Source organism: Nocardioides sp., assembly GCF_050699375.1.
In the GTDB taxonomy this organism is placed as follows: domain Bacteria; phylum Actinomycetota; class Actinomycetes; order Propionibacteriales; family Nocardioidaceae; genus Nocardioides.
Genome location: NZ_JBOHDN010000160.1, coordinates 14,720 through 40,044 on the forward strand (window position 1 = coordinate 14,720; position 25,325 = coordinate 40,044).

Consider the following 25,325-nt stretch of genomic DNA (forward strand, 5'->3'; position numbering starts at 1 on the left):
CGAGTGCCAACTCGGCCTGCATTTGTGACGGGAAGGTCAATCGGTCTAAGCAACGTGGACTCAGGCTGCTGAGGCTAGCAAGTGGGCCATGCGTTGTGCTGGGGTCTCTAGGTCGAGGGTGGGTCGGGGTCGCTGGTTGAGGGTGGCTGCGATGCGGGCGAGGTCTGCGGCGGTGTGGACCGAGAGGTCGGTGCCTTTCTCGAACCAGTGCCGCAGAAGCCTGTTGGTGTTCTCATTGGTCCCGCGCTGCCAGGGCGAGTGTGGGTCGCAGAAGTAGACCTGGGTGGCGAGCTGGACCTGGATGTCTTGGTAGCGGGCCATCTCGACACCACGGTCCCAGGTGATCGAGCGTCGCAGATGCTCGGGGAGCTGGCTCATCTGCTCGATCATCGCGGCGGCCACGGTGGCTGCATCGTGGCGCTCGGGCAGGTGCAGCAAGATCGTGAATCTGGTGGAGCGTTCGACCAGGGTCCCGATCGCGGAGCCACCACCAGCACCGATGATCAAGTCGCCTTCCCAGTGACCGGGCACGGCACGATCGGCGGCCTCGGCCGGCCGTTGGCTGATCGTGAACGCCTCGGTGTACAACCCCGGGCCCCGACGGGTCTGGGTCCGGGAGACACGTGCCTTCCGTTTCAGCGAGAGGTGTCGGTGCAGATCGGCCCGCAACGTGCCCCGGGTCTGCACGTAGAGCGCTTGGTAGATCGTCTCGTGACTCACTCGGGCCATCCTCGCACCAGCATCGTGGCCAGGGTGGTCAGCACGCAGCACCCGAGCTATCAGACCCGGTGACCACCCATCGACGAGCCAGGACTCGATCCGAGCCCTCAACCCGGGATCCTGGACCAGTTTCGGGGTCTTGGCACGGCGCCGCTGCTCGTGCGCGGCCCGATGCGCCAGCCCCGGATGATAGGTGCCATCAGGGCCACTGTTACGGGCGATCTCCCGGCTGATCACCGACCGGTTCCGACCCAGATGCCCAGCGATCTTCACCTGGCTCCAGTCCTCCTTCAACCCGGTCGCGATCACCGCACGGTCATCAGCGGTCAACGCCCGCCGCTGTGCCACGCCCGCCACGTGGATCTTGCCTGGATCGTTCGGGTCATCGGCCGGCCGAGCACCCAGCCCACCGACAGCCCCCATGCGCACCGGGATCATCACCGGGCAAGACTGACGCCAACGCTTCCGGGCACCCTGCCGCGACACACCCACAGCAGACGCGGCCTGCAGCAGCGACGTACCCGAACACGCCAGATCGAAGAACCGCGACCACACCTCTGCCGGATAAGCCACCGCAACACTCCTTCATCAGGGATGTTGCTTAGACCGCTGGATTCCGCCGACTACTCGACCTGCGAAAGTGACTTCTCGGCCTGCAGAAGTGACCTCTCGGCGAGGGTTCGTCAGGCGTGCTGGGTGACCGGCTTGAAGGAGGGCCGGGTGGCCTCGTACGTGGCGATGTCGTCCTCGTGGGAGAGGGTGATCCCGACGTCGTCGAGGCCCTCGAGGAGGCGCCAGCGGGTGTAGTCGTCGATGTCGAAGGAGTCCTCGATGGCGTCAGGCCCACTGTCCCCATTTTCCAGGGCCGCACGTACGGTGCGCGACTCGAGGTCGACGGTGATCTGCGCGCCGGGGTTGTCGTCGAGGTAGTCCCACAGCCTCTGGACGACCTTCTCGTCGACCTTGGCGGCGACCAGGCCGGCCTTGCCGGAGTTGCCACGGAAGATGTCGCCGAAGCGGCTCGAGATGACGACGCGGAAGCCGTAGTCCATCAGGGCCCAGACGGCGTGCTCACGCGAGGAGCCGGTGCCGAAGTCGGGGCCGGCGACGAGGACGGAGGCCCCGGCGTACGCCTCGTTGTTGAGCACGAACGACGGGTCGTTGCGCCAGGCCGCGAAGAGACCGTCCTCGAACCCGGTGCGGGTCACCCGCTTGAGGTAGACCGCGGGGATGATCTGGTCGGTGTCGACGTTGCTGCGGCGCAGCGGAACCCCGACGCCGGTGTGGGTGGTGAACTTGTCCATGATTGAGGCGCTCCGTGGTCAGGCTCGGGCGAGAGCGATGTCGGCCGGGGACGAGAGGGTGCCGCGTACGGCGGTGGCGGCGGCCACCTCCGGCGAGACCAGGTGGGTGCGACCACCCTTGCCCTGACGTCCCTCGAAGTTGCGGTTGGAGGTCGAGGCGCTGCGCTCGCCGGGAGCGAGGATGTCGGGGTTCATGCCCAGGCACATCGAGCAGCCCGCACCACGCCACTCGGCGCCGGCGTCGAGGAAGATCTTGTTCAGACCCTCCTCCTCGGCCTGGAGGCGTACCTTGGCCGAGCCCGGCACCACCAGGAAACGGGTGCCGTCGGCGACCTTGTGGCCCTGGATGATGTCAGCAGCGGTACGCAGGTCCTCCATGCGTCCGTTGGTGCAGGAGCCGAGGAAGACGGTGTCGATGTGGACCTCGCGCATCGGCGTACCGGCCTCGAGGCCCATGTAGGTCAGGGCCTTCTCGGCCGCGACCTTCGCGTCGGCGTCCTCGAAGTCGTCGGGGCTCGGGACGGCGGCACCCAGCGGGACGCCCTGGCCCGGGTTGGTGCCCCAGGTGACGAACGGGGTGACCTCGGCCGCGTCGAAGACGATCTCCTCGTCGAAGACCGCGTCCTCGTCTGTGACCAGGGACTTCCAGTGCGCGACGGCCTGGTCCCAGTCGGCGCCCTTAGGGGCCTCGGGCTTGTCCTTGATGTAGGCGAAGGTCGTCTCGTCGGGGGCGATCAGACCAGCCTTCGCACCCCACTCGATCGACATGTTGCAGATCGTCATCCGGGCCTCCATGGAGAGCTCGCGGATGGCCTCGCCGCGATACTCCACGATGTAGCCCTGGCCGCCACCGGTGCCCGTCTTGGAGATCAGGGTGAGGATCAGGTCCTTGGCGCTCACACCCTCGGGCAGCGCACCGTTGACCGTGACCGCCATCGTCTTCGGCTTGTCCTGCATCAGCGTCTGGGTCGCCAGCACGTGCTCGACCTCGGAGGTTCCGATCCCGAACGCGATCGCGCCGAACGCACCGTGCGTGGAGGTGTGCGAGTCACCGCAGACGATGGTCATGCCCGGCTGGGTGAGCCCGAGCTGCGGCCCGACCACGTGCACGATCCCCTGCTCCGCGTCACCGAGGGGATGGAGACGTACGCCGAACTCCTCGGTGTTCTTGCGAAGCGTCTCGACCTGCGTGCGGCTGACCGGGTCGGCGATCGGCTTGTCCCAGTCGAGGGTCGGGACGTTGTGGTCCTCGGTGGCGATGGTGAGATCGGGGCGGCGCACCTTACGGTTGGCCAGGCGCAGGCCCTCGAAGGCCTGGGGGCTGGTCACCTCATGGATGAGGTGGAGGTCGATGTAAAGGAGATCAGGCTCTCCCGCGGTCGACCGGACGACATGCTCGTCCCACACCTTCTCCGACAAGGTCCTGCCCATGACACGGTCTCCATCTGGCATCTTGGTCTGTGACGGAAGGGCGGCTGCGAATGTCAGATCCGCCACTTCCAGGTTGCTCTACCGAGCCTAACGTTGCATCTCAGGTTCTGAGAAGTTAGTCTTGCGATATGGACAGTTCCAGCGGTGTGGGCGTGCTCGACAAGGCCGCCCTTGTGCTCACAGCTCTCGAATCCGGCCCGGCGACCCTGGCAGGTCTGGTGGCCGGGACGGGCCTCGCCCGCCCCACCGCACACCGGCTGGCGGTCGCACTCGAGCACCACCGACTGGTCGCCCGCGACATGCAGGGACGCTTCGTCCTGGGTCCGCGACTGGCCGAGCTCTCCGCCGCCGCCGGCGAGGACCGGCTGCTGGCGACCGCCGGCCCGGTTCTGGCGCGACTGCGCGACATCACCGGCGAGTCCGCGCAGCTGTGGCGGCGCCAGGGCGACTTCCGTGTCTGTGTCGCCGCAGCCGAGCGCCCTTCCGGCCTGCGCGACACGATCCCGGTCGGCTCGCAGCTGACCATGCGCGCCGGGTCGGCCGCTCAGATACTGATCGCGTGGGAGGACCCCGAGCGCCTCCACCGCGGTCTGCAGAACGCCGCCTTCTCCGCAGCCGCTCTCTCCGGCATCCGCCGCCGTGGCTGGGCTCAGTCGATCGGTGAGCGCGAGGCCGGCGTCGCGTCTGTCTCCGCTCCCGTCCGCTCCCCCGGCGGCAAGGTCATCGCCGCCGTGTCCGTCTCCGGACCCCTCGAGCGCCTCACCCGCCAGCCGGGCAAGATGCACGCCCCCGCGGTCCTGGCCGCCGCCGACCGACTCTCGGAGTCGCTCCGGCGGGCCGCGGCGGAGTAACAGCTGTCACTCCAGCCCCATGGATACCCGGTCGACCGGGTATCCCTGGGACCTCACCCGCAGATCCGACGAACAGCCTCGTGTACGGCCCGGAAGTCATCCGCCCTCGTCTGATCGTCAGACGATCCGACGATCGCGGCGACCTCGTACACGTCGAAGAGCTCGGGCTCGGCCTCCTCGAGGTCGCCGGCGACCAGCACCACGACACCCGCCGCCGTGCTCTCGGCGAACCGGACCGACCAGGTGGGCTGCTGGAGCCCGCCGACCCGTTCGATCGTGCTCTTCGCCTCCTCGCTCGAGACATCCTGGGTGCAGGTCACGCCTTGGTCGACCAACAGCTCGCCATCGGCCGGATCGGCGCCACCCACCTCGCTCGCGCCCACCGCGCTGGCGCCTCCACCTCCGGCGGGCTCCTCGTCGCTACCGCACCCGGCGAGCGCGCCCACGAGCAAGGCGACCACCAGAGACGTACGCCACGCCTGCAGGCCCGACATCAGAACAGCACGCCGCTCTCCAGACCCAGCAGCGTCGTCTTACGGTCCAGGCCACCGGCGTAGCCGGTCAGCGATCCGTCGGCACCGACGACGCGGTGGCACGGGATGACGATGGGGATGGGGTTCCTGCCGTTGGCGAGACCGACGGCGCGGGCGCCGTGGCCGGTGAGTGAGAGACGGCCGGCGATCTGGCCGTAGGAGCAGGTGGTGCCGTACTCGATCTCCTGCAGCTGACTCCAGACGCGCCCCTGGAATTCGGTCCCGGACGGAGCCAGCGGGAGGTCGAAGGTGATCCGGTCGCCCGCGAAGTATTCGGCGAGCTGCCGGGCGCACTCGACCAGCAACGGGTCATCGTCGGTCCGCTCCCCGCGCGGGCGATCCTCGGCGTACGTCGCCGGCATGAAGTCGATCGCGGTGATCGCGCCGTCGTTCGCGACCAGCCGAAGCTGACCGACGGGTGAGTCGATGAGAGTCCACATCAGAGTTCCTCCAAGGCAGTGAGTGATGTCCACAGGTAGAGCAGGGCGTAGGAGCGCCACGGCCGCCACGCGACCGTGTCCGTTTCGAGGGCGTCGAGAACGGCCAGCGCTCGCCTGATGCCGACATCTGTCGGCAGGAAGAGGTCGGGGTGGCCCAGAGCCCGCAGAGCGACGTAGTCGGCGGTCCACGGACCGACGCCGGGCAGCCCCATCAGCTGCTCGTGCACGACGTCGCGGTCGGTGCCACGGTCCAGCTGGAGCTCGCCGGCGGCGAGAGCGGCGGCCAGGCCGGTGACCGCTCGCCCACGCGAGCGCGGCATCGGCAGGCTCGCCGGGTCGGCGGCGGCGAGCACGTCCGCGGCCGGGAACAGGTGGGTGAGCCCCTCGATGTCGGTCGTGATCGGGCGGCCGTGGTCGGCGACGATCCCCGCCAGCACGGTGCGCGCCCCGGCGACCGAGACCTGCTGTCCCACGATCGTACGCAGCGCCAGCTCGCCCCCGTCGACGGTGCCCGGCACACGCAGTCCCGGCAGCGCCGCGGCCAGCGGCCCGATCACCGGGTCGGCGGCGAAGACGTCGGCCACCGCACGCGGGTCGCAGTCTGCGTCGAGCAAGCGTCGGGCCCGCTCGACCGCCGCCGTGGTGTCGCGCAGGTCGGCGAGCTTGAAGGTCGCGTGCACGAACCCGGTCTCCCCCTCAGGGATGTCGGTGAGCTCGATCCGCAGCGTGCCCGGCCCGTTCGGGAGATCGAGCGTGCGGGCGAACCAGAGGCGCCCGTCGTCGATTCCCGCGACCTCGACACCCGGCACCAGGTGGTCGCGCAGGAAGGCATGCAGCGCCCGGCCCGCGAACGGCGTACGCACCGCCAGCCGCAGCGCGATCGTGCCGTCGGCCCCGCGCCGCGAGCCGCGTCGCCCGCGAAGCTCGGTCGGCGAGGCCGCGTAGACCTCTCGAACGGTGTCGTTGAACTGGCGTACGCTCGAGAAGCCCGCCGCGAAGGCGATGTCGGCGAAGCCGAGCTCGGTGGTCTCGACCAGTGTCCGAGCGGTCTGCGCCCGGCGGGCACGCGCCAGGGCGAGCGGCCCGGCACCGAGCTCGGTGGTCAGCAGCCGGGTCAGATGGCGTGGCGAGTAGCCGACCCGGCGGGCCAGCCCCTCGACGCCCTCCCGGTCGACGACGCCGTCGGCGATCAGCCGCATCGCCCGCCCGGCGAGCGTCGCCACCACGTCCCACTCGGGGCTGCCCGGCGTGGCATCGGGACGGCAGCGCTTGCAGGCTCGGTAGCCGGCCGCCTGGGCGGCCGCCGCGGTCCGGTGGAAGGAGACATTCGCGATCGCCGGCGTACGTGCCGGGCACGAGGGTCGGCAGTAGATTCCGGTCGAGGCCACTGCCGTGTAGAAGATCCCGTCGAAGCGCCGATCGCGCGAACGAACGGCGCGGTAGCACGACTCGAGATCGAGTCCGCTCACGCTTCCGTTCACGCTGGTTGTTCCGTCCATGTCATCAATACTGCCGTCTTTGGAACGGTTTTACGCGCGGATTTCGGACAGGGCCTTCCTCATGGTTTCACAATGTCGTTACCTGAAGCAGCAACCTCTCGGCTCGCTGGAGCGTAGAACCAGTGAGGGCTGCTCGAGCAGTCCGATGAGGAGGGAGGGCGATGGGGACCAAAGCTTGGTCCGGCACGCGTACGGTCGTGCTGACCGTGGTGGTCACGATGCTGTTCCTCGCGGCCGGCACGGGGGTCGCCACGTGGGCGTTCTACGGCCACCTCAACCGCAACCTCGGCACCGGCGGTGACATCCACCATCTCCTCGACGAACCGAAGGAGGCCGACGACGGACCCAAGCAGCCGCTCAACATCTTGATCCTCGGCACCGACGGCCGCGACTGCGAGGGCTGCTCGATCGACGGCGAGAGCGGAGTGGGCGGCTCCGACAGCACGATCCTGCTGCACGTCGCCGCCGACCGGAAGTCGGCCTACGGGGTCTCGATCCCCCGCGACGCGATCGTCGACCGTCCCGAGTGCACCGCCGACGACGGCGACAAGATCGGCGAGGCCACCGACGTGATGTGGAACGAGGCGTACGCCCTCGGCGGCCCGATCTGCACCGTCCGACAGACCGAGCTGCTGACCGGGGTGCCCATCGACCACTACCTCGCCCTCGACTTCGCCGGGTTCCGCGGGATGGTCGACGCCGTCGGCGGCGTCACGGTCTGCATCCCGGAGGCCATCGACGACGAGGAGCACAACATCTTCCTGCCCGCAGGCACCCAGAACCTGCGCGGCAAGCAGGCGCTCGACTACGTACGCAACCGCTCCTCCACCCCGAACGCCGACCTGGGACGGATGCGCCGCCAGCAGCACTTCCTCTCGGCCCTCGCCACCAAGGTCCTCTCCGCCGGCACCCTGACCCGCCCAGGCCGGCTGGCCGCGTTCAGCACCGAGCTGTCGAAGTCGATCACCACCGACATCGACTCCGTCGCCGGCCTGGCCGACCTGGCCGCCGAGATGCGCAACATCAAGCCGACGGGCATCGAGTTCGTGACCGTGCCCAACGCCGGCTTCCCCACCGACGATCCCAACTGGGGCCGGCTGCGGATCCTCCCGGAGTCGGACGAGCTGTGGGAGCGGATGCTGGCCGACCGACCGCTCCACGACTCGCCCGCCTCGCCCAGCGGCACTCCGAGGCCCTCCGAGACCCCGAGCAGCCCAGGTGCGGACACCTCGCCCTCGGGTCTCCCCACCGACACGACGACCCCCGCGGACAAGGAGAAGGACGCCGCCGACAACGGCCTGTGCGCACCTGCCTGAACGTGATGTGATCCACTCTGGTCATGACCAACACCACGGTTCCCGTCGGGGTCGGCGCCCTCACCTTCGACCAGGTAGTCGCCGTCGCCCGTCACAACGCAACGATCACCCTCACCGACGAGTCCCTGGACGCGATGGCCACCAGCCGGGCGCTCATCGAGGAGCTCGCCCACGACACCCGGCCCCACTACGGGATCTCGACCGGGTTCGGTGCCCTCGCCAACACCTCGATCCCGCCCGAGCACCGCGCCCAGCTGCAGGCCTCGCTGGTCCGTTCGCACGCGGCGTCCTCGGGCGCCGAGATCGAGAAGGAGGTCGTACGCGGCCTCATGCTGCTCCGCCTCTCGACCCTGGCGACGGGGCGGACCGGAGTGCGCCCCGAGGTCGCCCAGACCTACGCCGCGCTGCTGAACGCGCAGGTCACGCCCGTGATCGGCGAGTACGGCTCCCTCGGCTGCTCAGGTGACCTTGCCCCGCTGGCGCACTGCGCCCTGGCGGCGATGGGCGAGGGCGACGTACGCAACGCCGACGGTGAGCACATGAACGGCGCCGACGCGCTGGCCGCCGCCGGGATCACTCCGGTCGCGCTCCGCGAGAAGGAGGGGCTGGCGCTGATCAACGGCACCGACGGGATGCTGGCCATGCTCATCCTGGCGCTCGCCGACCTGGACGCCCTGGTCGCCACCGCCGACATCGCCGGAGCGCTCAGCATCGAGGGCCTCCAAGGCACCGACAGCGTCTTCGCCGAGGACCTCCAGGCGCTGCGTCCGCACGCCGGGCAGGCGACGTCGGCGGCCAACATCCGCAACGTCCTCGCGGGCAGCGGCATCGTCGCCGACCACCGTGGCACCGGATTCACCCGGGTGCAGGACGCCTACTCGCTGCGCTGCGCGCCCCAGGTCCACGGCGCGGTGCGCGACACCATGTCCCACGCCGCCCGGGTCGCCGAGACCGAGCTCGCCAGCGCCGTCGACAACCCCGTGGTCACCGTCGACGGCCGCGTGGAGTCCAACGGCAACTTCCACGGAGCACCGATCGGCTACGTACTCGACTTCCTGGCCATCGCCACCGCCGACCTCGCCTCGATCTCCGAGCGCCGCACCGACCGCTTCCTCGACAAGTCACGCAACCACGGGCTGCCGCCGTTCCTCGCCCATGACCCCGGGGTCGACTCCGGGCACATGATCGCGCAGTACACCCAGGCCGGGATCGTCTCCGATCTCAAGCGCCTCGCGGTCCCGGCATCGGTCGACTCGATCCCGACGAGCGCGATGCAGGAGGACCACGTCTCGATGGGCTGGAACGCCGCCCGCAAGCTCCGCCGCGCCATCTCCGGGGCGAGGCAGGTCGTCGCCATCGAGATCCTCACCGCCGCCCGAGCGATCGACATGCGCGCGCCCGAGCGCCCCGGCCCGGTCGGCGCCGCGCTGGTCGAGGAGATCCGCAAGCTCGTCCCCTCCCCCGGCCCCGACCGCTACCTGTCGCCCGACATCAAGGCGGTCGTCGGCCTCGTCGCGACCGGCACGCTCCTGGACAAGGCTCGCGATCTCGCGGACATCCGCTGATCGACGTGCCTGAGCGGTGCCACTTTCCCGCCATGGTGGGAAAGTGGCACCGCACGCACCCGTTTCCCCGCGCCATTTTCCCGCCATGGCGGGAAGATGCGCCCTCCGACGTCGCATTGATCGCGGAGCACCTCGCGGGCTCTGGAAGGACGGACTCCTACGATGACCCCACCGACCTGGTCGATCCGCTCCGCAACCCCGGCCGACGCGGAGGCGTGCGCCAAGATCTACGAGCCGTACGTCCTCGCCACCGTCGTCTCCTTCGAGACCGAGCCACCCACGCCGGAGGAGATGGCACACCGCATCGGGTCGGCCCTCGAGACGCACGCCTGGCTCGTCCTGGAGTCCGACGGCGAGATCACCGGATACGCGTACGCCACCCAGCACCGCACGCGCGCGGCCTACAGCTGGGCCTGTGACGTGTCGATCTACCTCGACCAGGACCGTCGCGGCCGGGGCGCGGGCAAGGCGCTCTACACGGCCCTCTTCTCGGTCCTCGCCGAGCGCGGCTACCGCCGGGCCCTGGCCGGGATCGCGATCCCCAACGAGGCCAGCATCGGCATCCACCGCTCCTTCGGGTTCACCGACGTCGGCGTCTACCGCAGGATCGGCTGGAAGTTCGACGCCTGGCATGACGTCGCCTGGATGCAGCTCGACCTCTGAGCCCGCGAAGCGGGTCGAGATCTACCTCCGAGCAAGCACCCGACAGGACAGGCGAACCCAGCGAGCTTCGTCTGACGCCGAACGCGTGGTCAGGCAGGAGCGAGCACCTCCTCCAAGGTGCGACGCAGCCAGTCGCGATACTGCTCGTTCGCCCACCCCGTCGTACGCCGCAACAGCAGGTAGGTCTCCGCCTGACCCGCCAGAGCGGCCGTCTCCTCCTGCCACACCGCGTCTGCCACCTCCGCGAGCAGGCCGTCGGCCCGAGCAGTCCGGACGAACCGCTGCATGAGCTCGCGGGTGGCTGTGCGGCTCGCCTGGAAGGCCTCCGCCAGCTCGGGCTCGGAGGCCTGCGCCTGAAGGACGACCTCGAAGAGGTCACCGGCTCGCTCCATCAGGTCGGCGGTTCCCACGACGAGCGCGTCGACCCGGTCCGCAAGAGCCCTCCCGGTGAGCGCTGCCTGGAACCACTCGCGCTCGCGGACATCTCGTTGCCCCGCATCGCCTGCCACGGCGACATCGACGACGCGGCGCAGCAGCGCCGCCTTGGAGCCGAACCGGACGTAGACGGTCCGGTGTCCGACCCGGGCCCGGTCGGCCACTGCCGTGAGGGCGGTCGCGTGGTAGCCGTCGCGGACGAACAGCGCTCGTGCCGCCTCGAGGATGCGCTCCTGGGTCTCGGCCACCTTCGCGGCACGAAGTCCCTTGACAGGGGTGTTCACCAGATGCAGTATAACTGCATGATTGCAGTTTGACTGCATCGGATCGGAGGTGCTCCATGATCGCCGCTGACGCTCCCGTCCTGGACGGGGTGCACCACGTGAAGCTGCCGGTCAGCGACCTCGAGCGCACGCGCTCGTGGTACGCGTCGCGGCTCGGCTACGTTCCGCTGATCGAGTTCACCAAAGGCGGCCGGATGACCGGCATCACAATGCGTCACCCGAACGGCGGACCGATGATCGGGTTCGTCCTCGACCCGGACCTCGCCGGCCGAGCGAGCGGCTTCGACTACTTCTCGATCGGAGTGCGGAACAAGGCCGATCTAGAGGACCTGGCAGGACGGCTCGCGCAGCTCGGCGAGGACAACGCAGGCGTCCACTTCGCCACCATCGGCTGGATCCTGCCCGGCACGCATGACCCCGACGGCCACGAGGTCCGCTTCTACACCAACGACCACCACACCCAGCCCCCGGTCGGCGACCTGCCCCTGGTCGTGGACGACCCGATCGGCACCGAGACCGAGCGCGAGCGAGCCCACCGGTCGCAGGCCTCCCAGGAGTCGTAATGACCGATCGTCACCGTGGATAGACGGCGGCGAGGTCGCTGCGCACCACCTTGCCCTGGGCGATCAGCCGGAGCAGCACCGCCGAGGTGATCGCCTGCACGGCCAGCAGCCCGAGCAGCACGAGCACCTGGGCGGCGCCTGCTTCCAGGGGTGTTCCACCGCCCAGCAGGACTCCGATGAAGGCGCCCGGCAAGGTGACGAGGCCGACGGTCCGGGTCTGGTCGAGACCGGGCACGAGCGCCTCCTTCGCCGTCGGCCGCAGCACCACGAAGGCCGCCTCCGCGGCCGGGATGCCGAGCGCCAGCGCGGCCTCGTACGAGCCGTGCTGGGCCTTGATCTCGTCCGAGGCCCTGCGGCCGGTGAGCGTCGAGGCCGTCATCGCGCCACCGATCAGGATGCCCGCGACCGGAATGATGCCGGCGCCGTTGAACGGGATCACCCTGGAGGCCAGACACAGACCGAGGACGGGAAGAGCACCTGCCACGATCGCCAGCGCGACCCACAGCAGGTGACGCCCGGGGACCCCGATACGTCGTGCCGACGTGACGCTGGCCACCACAAGCATGAGCGCCGCGAACGTGAGCGAGAGGACCACAACGAGCTCAGCGCGGCGGCGATGACCAGCGACACGACGGCGAGCTGCACCACCGCACGAAGGGCGGCGCTCACCTGCTGCCGCCCCGCTCCCAGCCGGCCGAGATAGGAGGCGGCTACGGCGACGGCCACCAGCACCACCAGCACGAGCGCCAGCCGGACGTCCGGCGCGGGAGCGACGGCGGTCTGTGCGTGCACAGAGGGAGCCTGTCAGACGACGCGGCTATCCCCCGGCATTTTCCAGGGAACGTACCCGGGAAATGCGGAAGGGCCCTTCTCAGCTGAGAAGGGCCCTTCTGTGCGTTGTACCCCCGACCGGATTTGAACCGGCGTTACCGCCGTGAGAGGGCGACGTCCTAGGCCGCTAGACGACGGGGGCTTGCACGTGCTTTCCGGGGCTTTTCAGTCCCTTTCAGCGGTAGAAACTTTAGCGGATCGCTTCCGTCTCTCCCAAATCCTCGGCGGCTGTTTCCATCCGCTTCGGATCCGCTGGGCTACTAGGACTCGAACCTAGAATAACTGGACCAGAACCAGTCGTGTTGCCAATTACACCATAGCCCATCGTCTTACTTGACTTAGCCTCTCAGAGGCGGTCGCTGAAGAGCGATCTGGTCTTCGGAATGACTCCCTCAACCGAGAGAGAACACTACCGGCGAGGCCACGACGTACGAAATCGGCACGCCCTGAAGTCATGTCCTGGTGGTCCTCGTCGTGGTCGACAGCCCTGCCGACCGCGCGGCCCACACGGTCAGCGCGAGGAAGACGCCCGACTGGACCAGCGTGACCGGAATCCGCCACCAGCTCCCTTCGGTGGTGTTGAGCACCGTCGAGATGTCACCGAACGCCACGGCCATGCCGAGGCTGAAGAAGTTGTTCAGGACATGCATCGCGATGCCCGCCTCGATGCCACCGGTGGCGATGACGCAGATACCGGCGACGATCCCGAAGGCGAACCGGTCCAGGAAGAGCGGCAGGTCCTGGGACCCGTGTGCGAAGGCGAACAGCAGCGCGGTGATCGTCACCGAGACCGTACGAGCGCCCAGCATCCCCCCGAAGAGCGACCCGAAGGTCTGGAAGATGTAGCCGCGGAAGAGGTATTCCTCCCCCGCGGCCTGCAGCGGCGTGAGCAGCACGATCACGAGCACGAAGTCGCGCATCGTAGACGTGTAGGGGTTGAGCGTGCTGGGACCCATGTCCTCACCCGGGATCGGCAGCCGCGAGGCGATGATGATGGTGACCACCATGGTGACCGCCGCGATCCCGAGGCACTGCATCAGCCACGGCCACCGCACCCGCTGCTCGACCGATGCCAGCCATCCCGGCCGCAGGCCGTGCAGGGCCCAGCACAGCAGCATCGCCGCCGGGATCGCCCCGGCCAGCGACAGCAGCACGAACGCCAGCGACTCCGGCGTGACGTTCTCCACGTCGGAGACGCGAGCCATCACGGTGGCGACGTCTTGGCCGGTGAGCACGAAGAAGACCTCGAACCCGACCAGCACGACCGCCGGCGAGACGAAGAAGACGCACAGCCCGATCAGGATCAGCCCGGCCAGGGGCCGACCCCAGCCGCTGCGCCCGCCGCGCTGCACCTGGTAGTACGCCAGGCCCGAAGGCGGCTCCACAACCGTGCTCATCCCCTGCGTCCCGACATGCCTAGCCCTTCCCGAGAGCCGCCTTCAGGCGGCCCAGCGTACGCTCCCGGCCGAGCAGCTCCATGGACTCGAACAGAGGCGGGCTGATCCGCTTGCCGGTCACCGCGACCCGCACCGGGCCGTACGCCTTGCGTGGCTTGAGCTCGAGCCCGTCGATCAGGGCCGCGGTCAGCGCTTCCTGGATCTCGGCCGTCGACCAGGTGGAGAGGCCCGAGAGAGCGTCGTACGACGCCCGGACGACGCCCACTCCGGCCTCGTCGAGCAGCTTGGCGGCGTCCTCCTCGTCGAGCGCGAAGTCGGCCTCGGGGACGAAGAGGAACCGCAGCATGCCGGAGGCCTCGCCGAGCTTGTTGATCCGCTCGGCGACGAGCGGCATCGCCTGCTCCAGCATCTGCGCGTCGGCATCGGAGACCGGGTCCGAGACCACACCGTCGGCCTTGAGGTGGGGAATCACCCGGTGGGTGATGTCCTCGATCGACAGCAGCCGCATGTGGGAGGCGTTGATCGCCTCGGCCTTCTTGAGGTCGAAACGGGCCGGGTTCTTGACCACGTCGTGGATCTCGAAGGCCTCGACCATCTCCTCCATGGTGAAGATGTCGCGGTCGGCGGCGATCGCCCAGCCGAGCAGCGCCACGTAGTTGAGCAGCCCCTCGGGCAGGAACCCCTCCTCGCGGTACTTCAGCGCGTGCGCCTCCGGGTCGCGCTTGGACAGCTTCTTGTTGCCCTGGCCCATGACGTACGGAAGGTGGCCGAACTCCGGCGCGCGGTCGGCCAGGCCGATCTCGACGAACGCGTCGAAGAGCGCGACCTGGCGCGGCGTCGAGGAGAGCAGGTCCTCGCCGCGGAAGACGTGGGTGATGTTCATGGTGGCGTCGTCGACCGGCGCCGTGAGCGTGTAGAGCGGGTCGCCGTTGGCGCGCGCGAGCGCGTAGTCGGGGACGTGCTTGGTCTCGAAGGTCACCTCGCCGCGCACGAGGTCGTCGAAGGTGATCGATCCGTCGGGCATCCGGAAGCGGGGCACGGAGGTGCGGCCCTCGGCCTCGTACGCCTTGATCTGCTCCTCGCCCAGGTCGCGGCAGTGGTTGTCGTAGCCCTGGGCGGGCGCCTCGCCCTTGATCCCCTCGGCCTTCGCGGCCTTGTAGGCGGCCAGCCGCTCCTCGTAGCGGGCGGTGGTCTCCTCGCCGGTGCAGTAGCACTCGTAGACGAACTTCGAGGCACGCAGTCGCGCGAGCGCGTCGGCGTAGATCTCCGAACGCTCCGACTGGCGGTAGGGACCGTAGGGACCGCCGACCTCGACACCCTCGTCCCAGCCGAGCCCGAGCCAGCGCATCAGGTCGAGCAGCCCGGCGTAGGACTCCTCGGTGTTGCGCGCCTTGTCGGTGTCCTCGATACGGAAGACGAAGGTGCCGCCGTGGTGACGCGCGAAGGCCCAGTTGAACAGCGCCGTCCTGACCAGCCCGACGTGCGGCGAGCCGGTCGGCGAGGGCGCCATCCGGACGCGATAGTCCTTCGGCTCGAGAGTGCCAATCGACCCATTGTCAGTCAACCCGCTGTCAGTCACCGCTGTGCCACCTTGTTCGTCAGAGCTCCGAGCCCCTCGACGTAGATCTCGATCTCGTCGCCGGGCTCCATGGGACCGACACCCTCGGGGGTGCCGGTGAGGATCACATCGCCCGGCAGCAACGTCATGACGCTGCTGATGTGGGCGATCAGGTTCGGGATGTCGTGGACGAGGTCCTTCGTGGACCCGTCCTGGACGACGTCACCGTTGAGGAATGTCTGGATGCGTACGCCGGCGGCCAGCTGTTCCGGCTCGACGTCGGTCTCGATCCAGGGACCGAGCGGGCAGAAGGTGTCGTAGCCCTTGGCCTGGGAGAAGTGCTTGAGCCGCCGCTGGACGTCGCGCGCGGTGACGTCGTTGGCGACCGTCATCCCGTAGATGACGTCCTTGACCTTCTCGGCCGGTACGTCGCGGCAGATCCGCCCGATCACGATCGCGAGCTCGCCCTCGAAGTGGAGGTCCTCGACGTCGCTGGGCCTCTGGATCGTGTCGTTCGGGCCGCACACCGAGGTGTTTGGCTTGAGGAAGAAGAGTGGCTCGGGTGGGACCTCGTTGCCCATCTCCGCGGCGTGCTTGGCGTAGTTGCGGGCGGCCGCGACCACCTTGCTGCGCGGGATCACCGGCGCGAGCAGCTTGACGTCGTCGAGCTTGTGGACCTGGTCGGTGAGGTTGACCCCGGAGAACAGCGGGTCGCCCTGGAGGGCGACGACGGTCGCATCCTCGCTGAGCTGACCGTAGCCGTCGAGGTCCCCCACGACGACGCCGAACTGGGGCTCGCCACCCTTGATAGTGAATCTGGCGATACGCACACGCTGAGCCTATCCGTAGAACTCCGAGTGGCCGTGGTCGAGCCTGTCGCGCCGGCCCCCGGTGGTCGAGCCTGTCGACACCACCCACGCGTACGATCCACTCCGTGGAGGTGCTCGCGCGATCGGACTGGACTGCCCGCGCGGCAGCCCATCGCTCGCGGCTCGCTGCCTACGTCGAGCCCCACCTCGCCCGGCGCGGCGCCCGGGTCAAGCACCCCGTCAACGACTTCCTCTTCACCTACTACTCCCACCGCCCCGCCCAGCTGCTGCGCTGGCACCCGGGGTTCGGGGTGAGGCTGTCGGAGGCCGAGGAGTACGAGTCATTGCGCGGCTACTCGGTGGTCGAGCCTGTCGGGACCACCCGAGAGGTGACAGTCTCCCCTGACTTCCTCGCCGACAAGCGCCTGCTCATCGAGACGCTCCTGAAGCTCCTGAAGGCCACCGCCTCCCGCGAGGGAAACTTCGGCTGCTTCGGCCTCCACGAGTGGGCGATGGTCTACAACCTGACCCCGGAGCAGGTACGCCACGCCGACTGGCCGCTGCGCCTCGGTGCCGCTGGCACCGACCGCGTGGTCGAGTCCCACCGCATCGCCTGCAGCCACTTCGACGCGTACCGCTTCTTCACCCCGCCCGCCCTGCCGCTCAACACCCTCTCGCCGCGATCGGAGGACCGGGCGGCGTACGAGCAACCGGGCTGCCTGCACGGCAACATGGACCTCTACAAGCACGCCTTCCGGCTCTCGCCGCTGGTCTGCTCCGACCTGGTCGCCGACTGCTTCGAGCTCGCCTGGGACATCCGCACCATGGACATGAAGGCCGCTCCGTACGACCTCTCCGACCTCGGCCTCGACCCCATCCGCATCGAGACGGCCGCCGGAAAGCAGGAGTACGCCGCCGCCCAGCGCACCTTCGCCGACCGCGCCGCCCCGCTGCGGGCTCGTCTTGTCGGCGAGTGCGAGCGACTGCTCAGCGGAGCTGCTCACGCAGGATGCACCTCTGCAGCAGGTCAGTGAGAACGCCTCCGCCGAGGAGGCCACAAGGTCGCTGAGATTGCCCGCAACACGCCGTCACTTCGGCGTGTCGGATCAATGTCAGGAGTCGTTGTGGCCGCCCCTCGTCAGCGGCCCGCCCGATCGTGGCGAGCTCGTCGTCGATCATCGGGCGCGACGGCGTCTCGACAGCTCGACGGCGGCGGTGACCCGCTCGAGGTCGCCGGTGGCGAGCAGGTCGAGCAGGGCGCCGCGGAGGGTGGCGAGCGCGAGCGTCCGTCGGGCGAGGCCGTCGGCGGTGGTCCGCTCCGACTCCGGCTGGCAGGCCGCGAGAACGCTCAGCCAGTCGTTCACTGTCGACTCGGCGAAACCGGCCCACGCGCCCTCGGGCTCGATGAGCGAGCGGGCGTACGCCTCCGCCCACAGGCGCAGGAGCGGGCGATGCTCCTCGGCGGCGAGCCAGGCCCAAAGACGGGTGACCGCCTCCCCCAGGGTCACCTCGCCGACGGACGAGCCCAGCCGATCGACCACGACCAGCTCGTCGACCCGCGCGCGGGCCAGCAGCGCCTTCACCAGACCGTCCTTGTTTCCGAACAGGAACATCAGCACGCGGGGGCTGGAGCCGATGGCGGCGGCGACCGGCCGCAGCGACAGGTCGGCGAGGCCGTGCTCGAGGGCATAGGCGTACGCCGCCTCGAGAAGCTCGGTCTTGCGGGCCGAGGGACTTGTCTCCTGCGCCGTCACGGATCTAGCATAACCAGGACTGAAACAGTCGTGTCAGTAGGAGGCCGGATGACCCACCGAGATCTGGACAGGCGCGTGGTGGTTCGGCGCGCCGACAGTCCGGGCGACCTGGGCTGGATGGTGATGGCCCACGGCGAGATCTATGCCCGGCAGTTCGGCTGGAACACCGATTTCGAGGCACTGGTCGCCAAGATCGTGGCCGACTACGCGACCAGCCATGACCCCGCGACCGAGGCAGCCTGGATCGCCGAGGTCGACGGACAACGGGTCGGATGCATCCTCCTGGCCACCGGCGACCGACCCCAGGTCGCCAGGCTGCGAATCCTGCTGGTCTCCCCCGACGGCCGCGGCCTCGGGGTGGGATCCCACCTGGTGGAGGAGTGCCTCGCCTTCGCCCAAGAGGCCGGATACCGACAGGTCACGCTGTGGACCAACGACATCCTGACCTCCGCACGACGGATCTACGAGGCGTACGGCTTCGTCCTCACCGGCGAGGAGAAGCACCACAGCTTCGGCCACGACCTCGTCGGCCAGACCTGGACCCTCGAACTCTGCACCTGAGGGTGTCGCCGACGTCACAACCAACAAGCAGATCCTGACGTGACCTCGACGCACGGGTTACGTTAATCCCACAATGGCCCTTCTCCCCCGCCCCCGAACCGCTGCCGCCTCGATCGCCACCACGGTCGGCGCCGCGGCGGGGAACGTCGCGCACTCGCTGCTCTACGGCGGCCTTGCCGACCTGCGGCCGATGCCTCGTACGTTGATCGACGACGGCACCAGACGCGAGCTCTACCACTACCGACCGGCGGCGGGGACGACCCCCGAGGGCGACCCGGTGCTGCTGGTCACGCCACTGGCGGCGCCGGCGATCTGCTACGACCTGCGCCGCGGGTGCTCGGTCGTCGAGCACCTGGTGGAGACGGGCCGGCCGACCTATCTGGTCGAGTACGGCGAGGTGAACTTCTCCGACCGCAGCCTCGGCATCGAGCACTGGATCGAGCATGTCGTGCCCGAGGCGATCCGGTCGGCCTCCGAGCACGCCGGGGGTCGCCCCGTGCACGTGGTCGGCTGGTCGCTGGGCGGGATCTTCACGATGCTCGCCGCCGCCGACTCCCCCGACCTGCCGATCGCATCGATCTCGGTGCTGGGCTCGCCCTGCGACGTACGACAGGTGCCGCTGGTCGCACCGCTGCGGCCCCTGGTCAACCTGCCCCCGGGGCGCCTGGTCACCGCGGCCTACCAGGCCTTCGGCGGCGCCCCGAAGCCGCTGGTCAGGTGGGCTTTCCAGATCTCCTCGGTCGACAAGATGTTCACCAAGCCGGCAGCGAAGCTGACCAACCTCGCCGACCGCGAGTTCCTCGCCCAGCTCGAGGCGGTCGACCGGTTCACCGACAACATCATCGCCTACCCGGGGCGTACGTTCGGGCAGCTCTACCACCACTTCTTCCGCACCAACGCGCTGTTCAGCGGGCAGATCGACCTCAGTGACGACCACTCCGTCTACCTGCGCGACGTCAAGCAGCCCACGCTCGTCGTCGCCGGTGCCAACGACGGCATCGGTCCCGTCGCCTCGGTCCGGCCGCTGGTCGACCTGCTCACCGGCGCCGAGGAGCTCCGCTTCGAGATCGTCCCCGGCGGCCATCTCGGCCTGCTCACCGGCCGCGCCGCCCGGGACAACACCTGGCCCCTCCTCGACGAGTGGTTCGCCCAGCACGACTGAGCCGGACCGTCGCTGTGTCGGTGGCGGGTGGCAGGGTGTGCGCCATGCCGAACCCACCCGCCGAGGCGACCGACGTGCACTTCCGCAACGAGGACTGGTACGCAGCCGACCTCACCGGGGCTCGGTTCGTCGACTGTGTCTTCACCGATGTCGACCTGACCGAGGCGACGACGTCGGCGGCGCTCTTCGAGAACTGCACCTTCCACGGCGGCCGCTTCAACGCCTCGACCCATCTCGGCACGGCGTTCGTCGGGTGCGACTTCCGGCGTACGAACTTCTTCGACTCTACGTTCGAAGGCTGCAAGCTCAGCGGGACCGAGTTCTCCGGATGCACGCTGCGACCGTTGAAGGTGTCGGGCGGCATCTGGCGAGGTGTCTCGCTGCGCGGAGCGAACCTGACCCGGCTCGACCTGTCCGGGCTGGACCTGCGCGACTCGGACCTGTCGTTGGCCGACCTGACCGGATCGGTCCTGCGAGATGCTCGGCTCGACGGAGCCACCCTTCAGGAGACGATCCTGCACGACACCGATCTGCGAGGCGCCGGCCTCGACCGGGTCGACCTGAGCGCCGCGTCGCTGCGGGGTACGAAGCTCGACCTGGGTGGGGCGGTGATGCTCGCCGAGCTGCACGGCGCGGAGGTCGACGCCACCTGACCGCTCGCTTCAGCGACCTATTCGGCGGAGCGGACCGCTCTGGCGAGGAAGATGCCCGCGGTCACCAGGCCCAGACCGGTCTCGAAGTCGGATTCCTCGCGTACGTCATCGGGGATCGCGCCGACGGCTGCGGCTTGGAGATGGGTCTGCTCGTCGACCGCGTGGCCGTAGACGAAGTGCAGCAGCGTACGGGCGGCGACGGGGGCCAGATCGCCCAGCCCGCCCTTGCCGAGCGCACGGAGCAGCTCGTCGTACGGCCTGCTCGCGCCGAGCCCGAAGGACCAGACGCTGGCCACGACCTCCGCGCCGTCGCGGTAGGCCAGCAGGGAGTCACGGAGCACCGAGCAGACCAGGGCGACCTGCTGCTCCCACTCCTCATGGACCGGCCACGGCGCACGGTCGAGGATCTCGTCGGCGACCGCGGCCAGCAGGGACTGCTTGTTGGCGAAGTGGTGGTAGAGCGCGCTGGGGCGCACACCGAGCTCGGTGCCGAGCCGGCGCATCGTCAGGTCGGCGAGGCCGTAGTCGTCGAGGACTCGCAGCGCGCGAGCGACGACGTCCTCGCGGCGGTATCGCATGTTGCTCCCCGGGCGGCTTGGTGAGACGAAGTGGACGAAGACGTACGCCGACCTTAACCTGAACACCGTTCACCTGACCAAGGTTCAGGTCTGAGTACGCAGGAGCGAGTATGACCGAGTCCCCCACCAGCGCGACGTCGACCCCGGAGGCCGACGAGTCGAAGCCGGCCCGTTTCACGACCACCGACATCGCCCTGATCGCCGCGTTCACCGGGCTGATCTGCGCCTCCACCCTGGTCGGCGACATCCCGACCGGCACCGCCGTGCCGATCACCCTGCAGACCTTCGCGGTCGCGCTCTCGGGGGCCTTGCTCGGTCCCGTGCGCGGGTTCCTGGCCGTCGCGCTGTACCTGCTGCTCGGCGGGATCGGGCTGCCGGTCTACGCCGACCACACCTCCGGATTCGCGAAGTTCGCCGGGATCTCGGGCGGCTACCTGGTCTCGTTCCCGGTGATGGCGGCGCTGGTCGGGTTCCTGGTGAAGTACGTCGCCGGGCCCGCCCGCACCCGGGCCGTCGTCGTGTTCCTGTGCTCGATCGCCGGCTCGATCCTGGTTGTTCACCCCTTCGGCATCGCCGGAATGATGATCTACTCCGGTGAGCCGCTGAGCACCGTGTGGAAGTGGGACCTGCCGTTCTGGTTCGGCGACCTGGTCAAGACCGGGCTCGTGGCGATCGTCGCAGCCGAGGTGCATCGCGCCTTCCCGAACCTCCTGCGCCGATGATCGAGCTCGACGCCGCCACGGTCGCTCTCCCCGAGGACGAGGGCGGCCGGGTGCTGCTCTCGGCCACGTCTTTGGCGCTCACCGAGCGGCGGATCGCGATCATCGGCGGCAACGGCTCCGGCAAGTCGACGCTCGCTCGGCTGCTGAACGGACTGGTCTCGGTGACGTCCGGGAGGGTCGTGGTCGAGGGTCTCGACGTGGCCCGCAAGGGCAAGGACGTACGCCGCAGGGTCGGCTTCTGCTTCACCGACCCGGCCGCGCAGCTGGTCATGCCGACCTGCGTCGAGGACGTCGAGCTGTCGCTGCGGCGGCTGGTGCGATCCTCGTCGTTGCGGCGGACTCGGGCTCTCGAGGTTCTGGCGCGGTTCGGCCTGGAGGAGCTGGCCACGCAGTCGGTGCACACGTTGTCGGGTGGGCAGCGGCAGCTGCTGGCGCTGGCGGGGGTGCTGGCCGCGGAGCCCTCGATCGTCGTCGCCGACGAGCCGACCACGCTGCTCGACCTGGCCAACACCCGGCTGGTCGCCGACGCTCTCTTCGGGCTCTCGCAGCAGCTCGTCCTGGTCACCCACGACCTCGACCTCGCCGCGCGGTGCGACCGCGCACTGGTCGTTGCGGACGGGGCGGTGACCTTCGACGGACCGGCTCCCGAGGCGGTCGCGCGCTACACACGGTCGGTAGGCCTGTGATGCGCGCGGGCGCCGCGCAATTTCCCGGGGCAGCGGCTCGACCGGCGGCAAATTCCCGCCATGGCGGGATTCTGGGGACACTTGACGATCGCAGCCGCGGCATTTCCCCGCCATGGCGGGAAAGTGCCGCAGAACAGGGGCGGCGATGAGCTACCTTCTCGGCGCCTACCTGCCCGGCAACAGCCTCCTGCATCGCGCTCCCGCCGGTGCGAAGCTGCTCGGGCTGCTGGTGTTCAGCACCCTGCTCGTGGTGCTCCACGGGCTCCTCGCCACCGGTGTGCTCTTCGCGATCGCGGTGGCGGTCACGCTCGTCGCCCGGCTGCCGATGCGGCAGGTAGGGCGGGCTGCTCGCGGCGTACTTCTCATCGCGCTCGTCCTCTCCGCGCTCCAGGGCTACGCCCACGGATGGCCCCGGGCTGTCGAGGCCGGCGTCGACCTGCTCTCGCTCGCGCTCAGCGGCCTCATCCTCACCGCCACCACCCAGGTCAATGCGATGCTCGACCTGTTCACCCGGATCATCACGCCGCTGAAACCGATCGGCGTCAACCCCGACGGTGTCGCTCTCGTCATCGGCCTGGCCATCACCAGCATCCCCGCCAGCATCGCCCTGCTCCTCGAGACCCGCGACGCGGCTCGCGCCCGCGGCATCAGCCACCCCAGGGCGTACCTCTCCCCCTTCGTCATCCGTGTCGTCGCCCGCGCCCACGAGACCGGTGACGCCCTCAAGTCCCGCGGCCTCGGCGACTGACCGATCCCGCCGAGAAGTCACCCCCGCAGGCCGAGAAGTCACCCCCGCAGGCCGAGAGGTCACTTCTGCAGGCCGAGAGGGCACCCGAGTGACTTCTCGGCCTGCAAAAGTGACGCCTCGACCTGTAGACGTGACGCCTCGCCGGGAGGGGTTACCAGCGCGGAGGGGGATTACCAGCGGGGCGGGAGCTTGTCGCTCCAGGGGGCGGCGGCTTCGATCTGGGCTGAGAGGGAGAGGAGCAGGGGCTCCTCGGCGGGGCGGGCGGCGAGCATGACGCCTACGGGGAGGCCGGAGGAGGTCCAGTGCAGCGGCAGAGAGATCGCTGGCATGCCGGTGACATTCCAGGCGGAGGTCCAGGGAGTGAACTCCTTCTGGGCCTGGAAGTCGCCCGCGGGATCGGCGTCGTCGCGGATGGCGCCGACGAGCGGCGGAGGGGTCGCCAGGGTCGGGGTGAGTACGGCGTCGTAGGGCGCCAACGCCGCCAGCGCCCCCGCGGCGAACCGGCGCAGCTCAGCGATCGCGAGCCCGAACTGGGGGCCGCCGACCGCCTCGCCGAGCTCGGTGAGCCAGCGGGTCAGCGGCCGAATCTGAGATCGCTGGTCAGGGTCGAGGTTGACCACCGACATCGCGGTCCCCACGGCCCAGACCGTCTCGAAGGCCGCGACCGCCTCGACCGGCAGCGGCCGCGGGATGTCGACGATCTCGTGCCCCAACGACTCCAACAGACGAGAGGCGTCCTCCCACGCTGCGACGCACTCGGCGTCGACCGCGGTCTCGGCGATCAGCGGCTCGATGAACCTGGCGATCCGCAACCGGCCCGGCGGCCGCTCGCACGCCTCCAGGAACGGCGACGGCTCCGCGGGGGCCCAGAAAGGATCTCCGGTACGCCGCCCGGCGAGCACGTCGAGAAGAGCTGCCGCATCCCGCACCGACCGAGCCAGCGAACCGGCCGTGGCGAGCCCGGCCGCGTCGCCGTACATCGGCGACGGCGAGATCCGCCCACGGGTCGGCTTGAGCCCCACCAGGCCGCAGCACGAGGCCGGGATCCGGATCGAGCCGCCGCCGTCGGAGCCCTGCGCGACCGGCACGAGCCCGGCGGCCACCGCAGCGGCAGCACCTCCCGAGGAGCCGCCGGCGATCCGCGTACGGTCCCAGGGCGTGACGGCAGGAGGAGCCACATCAGGCTCCGTGTAACAGGGCGAGCCGAACTCGGGGGTGTTGGTCTTCCCGAGCGAGATCATCCCGCCCGCCTCGATCGAGAGCGTCACGTTGTCGGAGACGTCGGGTACGAACGAGGAGAACGCCGCCGACCCGAAGGTCGTCCGCACCCCGCGGGTCAGGTTGAGGTCCTTGATCGCCGTCGGCACTCCCCACAGCGGAGAGGCCCCGACCGGCTTGATCGACAGCTCCCGCGCGCAGGTCGAGATCCGTTCCTCCGCGATCGTGACGAATGCGCCGACATCGTCCAGCCGGGAGATCCGGTCGAGATAGTGCTCGGCCAGCTCTCCCGGGGAGACCTCGCATCGATGCAGCAGCTCTCCCTGTTCCAGGGCGGTCAGATCATGAAGCTCGGCCACACCCTCAGGCTAGCCGCCACTCGTACCAGAGCCTCGCGCGAGATGAAAGGCGGGCAGGTCTCCCCCACTGACCTGCCCGCCAGCTGCCGCCTGGATCAGGCGGCCACGGGCGCAAAGCCCGCGAGCTTCTCGACGGCCGTCGTGAACCGGCCCAGGGCCTCGGCGTCGGTGAAGACGTCGATCTCGTGGACCGGCTGGGAGACGATGGCGTCCTCGACGACGACCGCGCCGCCGATGCCTGCCGAGCGTGCGGCGTCGGCGTGCGACCACTTCGCACCGTAGGGCGTCGGGGCGACGCCGACGACCGAGAGGATCTTGCCCTTGAGCACGCCCGCGGCGTAGGGGCGAGAGAGCCAGTCGATGGCGTTGTTGATCACCGCCGGCATGGTTCCGTTGTACTCCGGGGTCACGATGAGCACCCGGTCGGCCTCGTCGATCACCTTGCGGAGCTGGGTCACGCCCTCGCCCGGATCGGCCTCGAGGTCCTCGTTGAAGAACGGCAGCTCCGCCAGTCCGTCGACGATCTCCAGGGCGACACCATCAGGCGCGTCGGCGACGAGCTTCTCGGCGAGCTTGCGGTTGATGGAGTCGGCGCGGAGGCTGCCGACGAGGACTGCGATGCGGGTGTCTGACACGGGTTCTCCTCGAGAGACGCGAATGCTTCAATGTTGAACTGAAGAACGCG

At 69.3% G+C, this 25,325-nt stretch carries 27 protein-coding genes and 2 tRNA genes; 12 read left to right on the forward strand and 17 right to left on the reverse strand.

Annotated features, from left to right (window positions below; all coding sequences use genetic code 11):
* Nucleotides 1-60: 60 nt before the first annotated feature.
* From ACRDPS_RS12035 to leuC, 3 genes are all read right to left on the reverse strand, one after another.
* Nucleotides 61-1,293, reverse strand: a complete 1,233-nt coding sequence (locus ACRDPS_RS12035; RefSeq protein ID WP_431501876.1) for an IS30 family transposase — start codon at nucleotides 1,291-1,293, stop codon at nucleotides 61-63.
* Nucleotides 1,294-1,403: 110 nt separating this feature from the next.
* A complete protein-coding gene (leuD, locus tag ACRDPS_RS12040) occupies nucleotides 1,404-2,024 on the reverse strand; it encodes a 3-isopropylmalate dehydratase small subunit (RefSeq protein ID WP_431501877.1) in 621 nt (206 codons plus the stop codon).
* A gap of 18 nt (nucleotides 2,025-2,042) precedes the next feature.
* Nucleotides 2,043-3,455 (reverse strand): 3-isopropylmalate dehydratase large subunit, encoded by a 1,413-nt coding sequence (leuC, locus tag ACRDPS_RS12045; RefSeq protein WP_431501878.1) that lies wholly within the window; start codon nucleotides 3,453-3,455, stop codon nucleotides 2,043-2,045.
* A 128-nt stretch (nucleotides 3,456-3,583) separates the two neighbouring features.
* Between leuC and ACRDPS_RS12050 the strand changes: the two genes are divergently transcribed.
* Nucleotides 3,584-4,306 (forward strand): IclR family transcriptional regulator, encoded by a 723-nt coding sequence (locus ACRDPS_RS12050; RefSeq protein ID WP_008358359.1) that lies wholly within the window; start codon nucleotides 3,584-3,586, stop codon nucleotides 4,304-4,306.
* A gap of 53 nt (nucleotides 4,307-4,359) precedes the next feature.
* On the opposite strand, the gene ACRDPS_RS12055 is transcribed toward ACRDPS_RS12050, so the two are convergent.
* The 3 genes from ACRDPS_RS12055 to ACRDPS_RS12065 are packed head-to-tail and all read right to left on the reverse strand — an operon-like array spanning nucleotide 4,360 to nucleotide 6,778.
* Nucleotides 4,360-4,800 (reverse strand): hypothetical protein, encoded by a 441-nt coding sequence (locus tag ACRDPS_RS12055; protein ID WP_431501879.1) that lies wholly within the window; start codon nucleotides 4,798-4,800, stop codon nucleotides 4,360-4,362.
* A complete protein-coding gene (locus tag ACRDPS_RS12060; protein ID WP_431501880.1) occupies nucleotides 4,800-5,279 on the reverse strand; it encodes a methylated-DNA--[protein]-cysteine S-methyltransferase in 480 nt (159 codons plus the stop codon). Before ACRDPS_RS12060 ends, ACRDPS_RS12055 begins: the two co-directional genes overlap by 1 nt.
* Nucleotides 5,279-6,778 carry an Ada metal-binding domain-containing protein gene (locus tag ACRDPS_RS12065; RefSeq protein WP_431501881.1) on the reverse strand — a complete coding sequence of 500 codons (1,500 nt, stop codon included), beginning with the start codon at nucleotides 6,776-6,778 and terminating at the stop codon, nucleotides 5,279-5,281. Before ACRDPS_RS12065 ends, ACRDPS_RS12060 begins: the two co-directional genes overlap by 1 nt.
* A 161-nt stretch (nucleotides 6,779-6,939) precedes the next feature.
* On the opposite strand from ACRDPS_RS12065, the gene ACRDPS_RS12070 reads away from it, so the two are divergent.
* From ACRDPS_RS12070 to ACRDPS_RS12080, 3 genes are all read left to right on the forward strand, one after another.
* On the forward strand, nucleotides 6,940-8,094 hold the full coding sequence (locus tag ACRDPS_RS12070; protein ID WP_431501882.1) for an LCP family protein: 1,155 nt from the start codon (nucleotides 6,940-6,942) through the stop codon (nucleotides 8,092-8,094).
* Between the two features lie 17 nt (nucleotides 8,095-8,111).
* A complete protein-coding gene (hutH, locus tag ACRDPS_RS12075) occupies nucleotides 8,112-9,659 on the forward strand; it encodes a histidine ammonia-lyase (protein ID WP_431501917.1) in 1,548 nt (515 codons plus the stop codon).
* 162 nt (nucleotides 9,660-9,821) lie between these two features.
* Nucleotides 9,822-10,322, forward strand: a complete 501-nt coding sequence (locus ACRDPS_RS12080; RefSeq protein WP_431501883.1) for an arsinothricin resistance N-acetyltransferase ArsN1 family B — start codon at nucleotides 9,822-9,824, stop codon at nucleotides 10,320-10,322.
* 89 nt (nucleotides 10,323-10,411) lie between these two features.
* Here the strand turns inward: ACRDPS_RS12080 and ACRDPS_RS12085 are convergent, their stop codons facing one another.
* Nucleotides 10,412-11,041 carry a TetR/AcrR family transcriptional regulator gene (locus tag ACRDPS_RS12085; protein ID WP_431501884.1) on the reverse strand — a complete coding sequence of 210 codons (630 nt, stop codon included), beginning with the start codon at nucleotides 11,039-11,041 and terminating at the stop codon, nucleotides 10,412-10,414.
* Nucleotides 11,042-11,097: 56 nt separating this feature from the next.
* Between ACRDPS_RS12085 and ACRDPS_RS12090 the strand changes: the two genes are divergently transcribed.
* Nucleotides 11,098-11,604 (forward strand): VOC family protein, encoded by a 507-nt coding sequence (locus ACRDPS_RS12090; protein ID WP_431501885.1) that lies wholly within the window; start codon nucleotides 11,098-11,100, stop codon nucleotides 11,602-11,604.
* A gap of 10 nt (nucleotides 11,605-11,614) precedes the next feature.
* Here ACRDPS_RS12090 and ACRDPS_RS12095 read toward each other — a convergent pair whose 3' ends face one another.
* The 6 genes from ACRDPS_RS12095 to ACRDPS_RS12120 form a co-directional block, all read right to left on the reverse strand.
* Nucleotides 11,615-12,160, reverse strand: coding sequence for an ABC transporter permease (locus tag ACRDPS_RS12095; protein ID WP_431501886.1), 546 nt, complete (start codon nucleotides 12,158-12,160; stop codon nucleotides 11,615-11,617).
* 344 nt (nucleotides 12,161-12,504) lie between these two features.
* Nucleotides 12,505-12,577, reverse strand: a tRNA-Glu gene (locus ACRDPS_RS12100).
* A 110-nt stretch (nucleotides 12,578-12,687) separates the two neighbouring features.
* Nucleotides 12,688-12,759, reverse strand: a tRNA-Gln gene (locus tag ACRDPS_RS12105).
* Nucleotides 12,760-12,887: 128 nt separating this feature from the next.
* Nucleotides 12,888-13,832 carry a CPBP family intramembrane glutamic endopeptidase gene (locus ACRDPS_RS12110; RefSeq protein WP_431501887.1) on the reverse strand — a complete coding sequence of 315 codons (945 nt, stop codon included), beginning with the start codon at nucleotides 13,830-13,832 and terminating at the stop codon, nucleotides 12,888-12,890.
* Nucleotides 13,833-13,851: 19 nt separating this feature from the next.
* Nucleotides 13,852-15,342, reverse strand: a complete 1,491-nt coding sequence (gltX, locus tag ACRDPS_RS12115) for a glutamate--tRNA ligase (RefSeq protein WP_431501888.1) — start codon at nucleotides 15,340-15,342, stop codon at nucleotides 13,852-13,854.
* 65 nt (nucleotides 15,343-15,407) lie between these two features.
* Complete coding sequence (locus ACRDPS_RS12120; RefSeq protein ID WP_431501889.1) at nucleotides 15,408-16,220, reverse strand: fumarylacetoacetate hydrolase family protein; 813 nt, start codon at nucleotides 16,218-16,220, stop codon at nucleotides 15,408-15,410.
* 104 nt (nucleotides 16,221-16,324) lie between these two features.
* Between ACRDPS_RS12120 and ACRDPS_RS12125 the strand changes: the two genes are divergently transcribed.
* On the forward strand, nucleotides 16,325-17,233 hold the full coding sequence (locus tag ACRDPS_RS12125; RefSeq protein WP_431501890.1) for a 3-methyladenine DNA glycosylase: 909 nt from the start codon (nucleotides 16,325-16,327) through the stop codon (nucleotides 17,231-17,233).
* Nucleotides 17,234-17,374: 141 nt separating this feature from the next.
* Here the strand turns inward: ACRDPS_RS12125 and ACRDPS_RS12130 are convergent, their stop codons facing one another.
* Complete coding sequence (locus ACRDPS_RS12130) at nucleotides 17,375-17,953, reverse strand: TetR/AcrR family transcriptional regulator (protein ID WP_431501891.1); 579 nt, start codon at nucleotides 17,951-17,953, stop codon at nucleotides 17,375-17,377.
* Nucleotides 17,954-18,001: 48 nt separating this feature from the next.
* Between ACRDPS_RS12130 and ACRDPS_RS12135 the strand changes: the two genes are divergently transcribed.
* From ACRDPS_RS12135 to ACRDPS_RS12145, 3 genes are all read left to right on the forward strand, one after another.
* On the forward strand, nucleotides 18,002-18,514 hold the full coding sequence (locus ACRDPS_RS12135) for a GNAT family N-acetyltransferase (RefSeq protein WP_431501892.1): 513 nt from the start codon (nucleotides 18,002-18,004) through the stop codon (nucleotides 18,512-18,514).
* Nucleotides 18,515-18,587: 73 nt separating this feature from the next.
* Complete coding sequence (locus ACRDPS_RS12140; RefSeq protein WP_431501893.1) at nucleotides 18,588-19,676, forward strand: alpha/beta fold hydrolase; 1,089 nt, start codon at nucleotides 18,588-18,590, stop codon at nucleotides 19,674-19,676.
* Between the two features lie 44 nt (nucleotides 19,677-19,720).
* Nucleotides 19,721-20,329, forward strand: coding sequence for a pentapeptide repeat-containing protein (locus ACRDPS_RS12145; protein WP_431501894.1), 609 nt, complete (start codon nucleotides 19,721-19,723; stop codon nucleotides 20,327-20,329).
* Nucleotides 20,330-20,346: 17 nt separating this feature from the next.
* Here the strand turns inward: ACRDPS_RS12145 and ACRDPS_RS12150 are convergent, their stop codons facing one another.
* Nucleotides 20,347-20,907 carry a TetR family transcriptional regulator gene (locus ACRDPS_RS12150; protein WP_431501895.1) on the reverse strand — a complete coding sequence of 187 codons (561 nt, stop codon included), beginning with the start codon at nucleotides 20,905-20,907 and terminating at the stop codon, nucleotides 20,347-20,349.
* A gap of 110 nt (nucleotides 20,908-21,017) precedes the next feature.
* On the opposite strand from ACRDPS_RS12150, the gene ACRDPS_RS12155 reads away from it, so the two are divergent.
* The 3 genes from ACRDPS_RS12155 (at nucleotide 21,018) to ACRDPS_RS12165 (ending at nucleotide 23,063) form a co-directional block, all read left to right on the forward strand.
* Nucleotides 21,018-21,629 carry a biotin transporter BioY gene (locus ACRDPS_RS12155; protein ID WP_431501896.1) on the forward strand — a complete coding sequence of 204 codons (612 nt, stop codon included), beginning with the start codon at nucleotides 21,018-21,020 and terminating at the stop codon, nucleotides 21,627-21,629.
* Nucleotides 21,626-22,315 carry an energy-coupling factor ABC transporter ATP-binding protein gene (locus ACRDPS_RS12160; RefSeq protein WP_431501897.1) on the forward strand — a complete coding sequence of 230 codons (690 nt, stop codon included), beginning with the start codon at nucleotides 21,626-21,628 and terminating at the stop codon, nucleotides 22,313-22,315. The genes ACRDPS_RS12155 and ACRDPS_RS12160 overlap by 4 nt, the downstream gene beginning before the upstream one ends.
* 145 nt (nucleotides 22,316-22,460) lie before the next feature.
* The gene (locus ACRDPS_RS12165) at nucleotides 22,461-23,063 is read left to right on the forward strand and encodes an energy-coupling factor transporter transmembrane component T family protein (RefSeq protein WP_431501898.1); all 603 of its coding nucleotides are present in this window, start codon (nucleotides 22,461-22,463) and stop codon (nucleotides 23,061-23,063) included.
* A 170-nt stretch (nucleotides 23,064-23,233) separates the two neighbouring features.
* Here ACRDPS_RS12165 and ACRDPS_RS12170 read toward each other — a convergent pair whose 3' ends face one another.
* Together ACRDPS_RS12170 and ACRDPS_RS12175 are read right to left on the reverse strand one after the other, a co-directional pair.
* Nucleotides 23,234-24,640: an amidase gene (locus ACRDPS_RS12170; RefSeq protein ID WP_431501899.1), complete on the reverse strand. Its 1,407-nt coding sequence runs from the start codon at nucleotides 24,638-24,640 to the stop codon at nucleotides 23,234-23,236.
* 95 nt (nucleotides 24,641-24,735) lie between these two features.
* A complete protein-coding gene (locus tag ACRDPS_RS12175; RefSeq protein ID WP_431501900.1) occupies nucleotides 24,736-25,275 on the reverse strand; it encodes an NADPH-dependent FMN reductase in 540 nt (179 codons plus the stop codon).
* Nucleotides 25,276-25,325: the final 50 nt, after the last annotated feature.